The sequence below is a fragment of the Actinomyces sp. oral taxon 849 str. F0330 genome (assembly GCF_000239715.1).
Lineage (GTDB): Bacteria > Actinomycetota > Actinomycetes > Actinomycetales > Actinomycetaceae > Actinomyces > Actinomyces johnsonii.
In genome coordinates this window covers 42,373-47,661 of the sequence record NZ_JH470354.1, presented here as the reverse complement: position 1 = coordinate 47,661, position 5,289 = coordinate 42,373, and the positions used below count along the sequence as shown (strand labels likewise).

At 70.7% G+C, this 5,289-nt stretch carries 4 protein-coding genes; all 4 read right to left on the bottom strand.

Features of this window, described 5'->3' with window-relative positions; translation table 11 throughout:
• Window positions 1-877 (bottom strand): DUF6541 family protein (locus HMPREF0975_RS14955; RefSeq protein WP_332248278.1); only part of this gene is annotated, 877 nt, incomplete at its 3' end.
• Window positions 878-899: 22 nt separating this feature from the next.
• Entirely contained in the window at window positions 900-2,204 is a 1,305-nt protein-coding gene (locus HMPREF0975_RS09710) for a nucleotide sugar dehydrogenase (RefSeq protein WP_009233985.1), read from the bottom strand.
• 104 nt (window positions 2,205-2,308) lie between these two features.
• Window positions 2,309-4,510, bottom strand: a complete 2,202-nt coding sequence (locus tag HMPREF0975_RS09705) for a DUF6541 family protein (protein WP_009233984.1) — start codon at window positions 4,508-4,510, stop codon at window positions 2,309-2,311.
• Window positions 4,507-5,289, bottom strand: a 783-nt coding sequence (locus HMPREF0975_RS09700; RefSeq protein WP_009233983.1) for a glycosyltransferase, incomplete at its 5' end; no start/stop codon positions are given. The genes HMPREF0975_RS09705 and HMPREF0975_RS09700, both read right to left, overlap by 4 nt.

The following is a 5,289-nucleotide window of genomic DNA, read 5'->3' as shown; positions in this document are numbered from 1 at the left end:
TGACTATCAGGGCCAGCGCCGCGGGCAGGACGGCCAGGCTCAGGGCGTAGGGCCAGGTGCTCGTCAGCAACAGGAGCAGACTCACCACGGATCCCGACAGCGCCGTACCCGCGGCGAGGACCGCGCCGTCGGTGGCGGTCGCAGCTGGGCGGATCCGGCCGAGCACCTCCCGCAGCAGTCCAGCCATCCCCAGGGGCCAGATGAGGCCGACCGAGACCAGGACGAGGACATTGGCCCCGACGACGACATCCCCTGGCAGGAGTGCTGCCAGGGCGTGCCAGCCGGTCGGGTAGTAGGTGACGGCTCCGTCGTACATGGAGGCCAATCCACCCATCGGCGAGACGTTGCCCTCCCGACGCACGAAGGCGACGGCGGAGAGGTGGAAGACGGCGTCGGAGGCCTGGGGCGGTGACTGCGGGCCCCGGGTGCCGATGAGGGCGGGCCAGGCCGTCATGACACCGGAGAGCACAACCGCCCCGGCGAGCAGGAGCGCGTTGCGGGTCCCCAAGGCGGGCGGCGCCAGAACGGGGCCAGCGGCGTCCGCCCTGATTCCGTCGGTCGAGCGCCGACGCCACGGGTGGGTGAGGACGAGTCCGAGGGCCGCCGCGGCGGCCCACAGCCACATCCCGGGGCCGACGAGCAGATGCGTCACGTCCCAGCGGATGCCCAGTGCCCCGCCAATCACCGTCGCCGGGCCGACGACGCCCAGGAGGAGCGCAGGGGCCGCCGCCGGGGCGGCGACCCCGCGGAAGCCCCATGCGCGCGCCAGCAGCCATCCGGGAAGGAGCACCAGGACGACGGCGACGATCACGGTGGGCCATGCGGTCCACCAGGAGCCGTCGTCGGCCGGGCTCATGGCCGAGATCGAGCCGACCACCGCACTCAGGGTGCCGCCCAGGTCACTTGCCTCCGCCGATGGTCAGACGGGGCACACCGGTCCACTTGCCGGCGTCGGTGGCGCGGCGCCCGTCCAGGAGGAGTCGCAGCCCGGGCAGATCGGCGGGGGCGAGCTCGTGGTACTCGGGGTGGTCGGCCTGGACGATGGCGACGTCGACCCGCTCCCCCAGGTGGTAGGGGGTCCAGCCGAAGCCGGACAGCTCCTCATCGGTGTACATGGGGTCGTGGACGAGGACCTCGGCGCCGGCCTCGCGCAGCGCCTCGACGGTGGGGAAGACGCCGGAGAAGGCGGTCTCCTTGACCTTGCCGCGGTAGGAGGCGCCCAGCACGACGACGCGCAGGCCCTCTAGGGAGCCGAGGAGCTCGGTGGCCCGGCCGACCACGTAGGCGGGCATGGTGGCGTTGAAGGTGCGGGCGGTGCGCACCACCGAGGCGTCGGGGTCGGTGGACAGGTACAGGCGCGGATAGACCGGGATGCAGTGCCCGCCCACCGCGATGCCGGGGCGGTGGATGTGGGAGTAGGGCTGGGAGTTGCAGGCCTCGATGACGCGTTCGATGTCGAAACCGGCCTTGTCGGCGTATACGGCGAACTGGTTGGCCAGGCCGATGTTGACGTCGCGGTAGGTGGTCTCAGCGAGCTTGGCCATCTCGGCGGCCTCGGCGGTGCCCATGTCCCACACGCCGTTGGGGCGGGGTAGGTCGTCGCGCTCGTCGAAGTCGAGGACGGCCTCGTAGAAGGCGATGCCGGCTCGGGTTCCGGCCTCATCCAGGCCGCCCACGAGCTTGGGGTAACGGCGCAGGTCGGCGAAGACGCGGCCGGTGAGGACCCGCTCGGGACTGAAGACGAGGTGGAAGTCGGTTCCCTCCCTCAAGCCACTGATCTCCTCGATCATGGGCTTGAAGCGGCCACGCAGGGTGCCCACGGGCAGGGTGGTCTCGTAGGAGATGAGGGTGCTCGGGGTCAGGTGGGAGGCCAGGGAGCGGGTGGCGTCGTCCATCCAGGCGAAATCCGGCGCCCACGTGGCGTCATCGACGAACAGCGGCACGACGAGCACGATCGCGTCGGCGTCGGGGATGGCCTCGGCGTAGTCGGTGGTGGCGCGCAGGGCGCCGTTGCCGGTGGCGGGGCTGAGCGCCGCGAGCTTGTCGGCCAGGTGGGCCTCCCCGGGGAAGGGCTCGCTACCGGCGTTGACGGCTTCGACGACGGCGGGGTTGACGTCGACTCCGATGACCTCGTGGCCCTTGTCTGCGTACTGGACAGCCAGGGGCAGTCCGATCTTGCCCAGGGCGACGACGGCGATGCGCATGCGGGTTGGTCCTTCCGTGGCTGGTGGCGTAGCGGGTCCACCATACTCGTTCGTTCTTGTTGTCCGTCCGGCCTGAGGCCGGGCACTCGGCCTCATTCGCCCCGCTACTGCCCGCTGGAGAGCCAGCACAGGTCGATGCGGTAGACGGCCGCGGATCCGCCTTGGTCGACGAGGGTGAATCCGCTGGAGACGTCGACGTCGTAGAGGCCCGGACGCAGCTTCTCGTTGGCTACGCCGTTGAAGCGCTGCGGCTGGTCGCTGTAGAAGTGGGTGATGCGATGGCGGCGTACGATCTCGCACACTTTCGGGTCGAAGTGGATGTCGCGGAAGTAGGTGCGCAGGTAGAGGCCGTCGGCGTCGCTGTCCGCCTGCCCCGCGAACATCCACACCGGGCTGCCCCCGGCCAGGAAGGGGAGCATGGCGGTACCCGCCACGGGGTCGCCCAGGACGTAGGCGTCCGGGGGGAGCTCTGTGCTCAGGCGCTTGATCATGGCCAGCTCGTCGGGTGAGGCCACCAGGCGGGACTGGCCGTACTTCGGGGAGAAGGCTCCCCTCACGTCCGCTCTGACGGCGGTCATGCTGCTGGCGACCCCCAGGATGAGGACGAGCGCTCCGACCACGACGGGACTGCTCATGATGATCCGGGCGACCGACGCCCGCCCCTCCGGGCTCTCGGACCTGCGCAGCGCAGCATCTGCGGCATTCGCACCTTCGCCCTGCTTGGTGCCGGCCCGCCGGCGCCGCCATGCCAGGAACCAGCCGGTCAGCGCATCCAGCCCAAGCGCGACGAGGAGAAGCGCGGGAACCACCGTCATGGCCTTGATCCGGTGCGGGTTGTTGTAGAACACGCCGGTCATGGCCGACAGGACGGGGACCGGGGCCAGCGCCGCCAGGATGAGCAGCATGCAGGCGACCCAGGCCACGACGATGCCCCGGTGGTGCCTGCGCCAGTAGGCCAGAACCGCGCCGAGCACGCTCAGGCAGGCCATGATGATGTAGGCGGCGCGGATCTCCCAACCGCCCCCGCCGTAGTAGAGCAGAAACGGGATGACCAGCTTGGCGAACAGCGGCTCCCAGCTGCGGTCAGGTCGTCTGCCGAAGTGCGCCTGCTGCGGTCCGGGAGCCATGACGAAGACGGCGACGGCGAGAACGACGGCGACGGCGACGCCCAGCAGGATGATGCCGCGTCGCCGGGCGGCGCGATCATGCTGGCGCAACCCCCGGATCCCTGCCAGGACGATCCCCATCCAGGCCACTGCCGCCAGGGGCCAGCCGATGATGATCGCGGTTGCCGGATGCGTGACGACCGATCCCATGACCGCGGCGACCGGTGCCGCCACCACAATGAGGGTACGGCGTCGGCGTCCCACGGTGATGAGCCAGGCGGCACGGCGCCAGGCGGCGACCGCCCAGGCGACGGCGGCAGGGCACGCCGCCAGAGCCAGCGCGTAGGGCCATACGGCCGTGTCGGTCAACAGCCGGATGGGGAAGATCGGGGTGAGTGCGCCGGCGCCCAGGACGAGGTACACCGAGCCTCGGATCTCCGGGAGGATGACCCGAGCCAGGTAGGCCATGCCGATGAGCCACACGAGGGGCACCACGAGCAGCAGGGTGTTGGTGGCCGGGACCACCTGGTACCAACCGACCGAGGCGAGGGTGACGATCTCGTGCCACACCATCGGGTAGAAGGAGTGATGACCGTCCATCCCGAACATGCCCGCGTTGCCGTCGAGCATCGATGCGTTGCCCGTGTGCTCGATGAGCCAGGCCTGGTTGTAGTGGTAGAGGGAGTCGGCGGACTGAATCGGGATACTGGGTCCCGATCCGGGCAGGATCGGCAGGATCATGACGATCCAGGTGACCGCAATGGCGGACCACATCAGTCGCTGGGAGCCGAGGATGGAGCGGGTGTCGGGCATCTCCGGCTCACCTGGGGCCCCCATCGCGCTGGAGTATGGGGTGGGAGCCGGCAGCCCGTGCGGGGCAAGTTCGGGGGCGAACCAGGTGCGCAGCGTCAGCACTTGCCCCTTGCGCCTGACCCATAGCCAGCGCCCCACCGCGACAGCCGCAGTGCACAGGAGCAGGTAGGTGATGATAGTGGGCAGGTGCCACCACACCCCCAGGGAGCGGAAGAGGACTCCCCCGAGCCCCATGAGCAGAAAGGTCAGCGCCGGGGCGCAGGCGACGCGCGCCAGCCGGAACCGTGCACCGCCCGCGACGAGGAGCAGCCAGCCGGGTGCGAAGGTCGCGACGATCAACGCAACCAGCAACGGCAGGGCCGACATCCAGGCCACGATCCAGGTCATGCGCCGCGCACCACCGTCCGCAGATGTCGCGCCACGGCCTCACCGGTGGCCCGCAGGGAGCGGTGGTCGCGCACCCATGCGTGCAGCCGGTGGGCCCGGGAGGAGTCCTGCGCGGCGGTCTGGTCGGCCTCGTCGAGCGCCCGGGTCATGGCCCGGGCGACGTCGTCCTCGGTGTAGTCGGCCACCCAGCCCAGGTCGTGGGCTGTCAGGTCCTCGACGACGGGTCCCACCCCGGCGTAGACCACCGGGACGCCGCAGGCCAGGGCGGCCAGCACCTTGGTGGGGTAGGCGAAGTCATAGCCCTGCCCCGGGCGGATGGATACGAGGCTGGCGGCGGCGCCCCGCTGCCAGCGGGCGGCGTCGGAGGCGTCCATGAGACCGTGCATAACGACGGCGGGGGCGCCGTCGGGGCCGGGCGGCAGGGCGGAGGCGACCTGGGCGATCTTCTGCCAGTCCGAGCCCTGCCCGATGTAGAGGACCTGAGCGGTGGGGTGGGTGCGCCGCACCTGCTCCAGTGCGGAGGCGAAGATGTCCGCTCCCTGCCACTCCGAGGCGGTGCCGGCGTAGATGAGATAGGGGCCGGTGATGCCCAGCTCGGCGCGTTCCTCATCGGAGGGGAGCTCACCGGTGGGCTCGAAGACATCGGTGTCGATGCCGTTGGGAACCACCACCACGTTCCGGGCGCCCAGGGCGCGGGCCCGCTCGGCTACCTCCTCGTTGATGGCGATGACGCACCGCGCCCCGCGCATCGCGTAGGACTCGGCGGCCCGCACCACCCG

Excerpts from the sequence above, each read along its gene's own strand:
- HMPREF0975_RS09705 (WP_009233984.1), bottom strand. The coding sequence starts at position 4,510 with ATGACCTGGATCGTGGCCTGGATGTCGGCCCTGCCGTTGCTGGTTGCG.
- HMPREF0975_RS09710 (WP_009233985.1), bottom strand. The coding sequence starts at position 2,204 with ATGCGCATCGCCGTCGTCGCCCTGGGCAAGATCGGACTGCCCCTGGCT.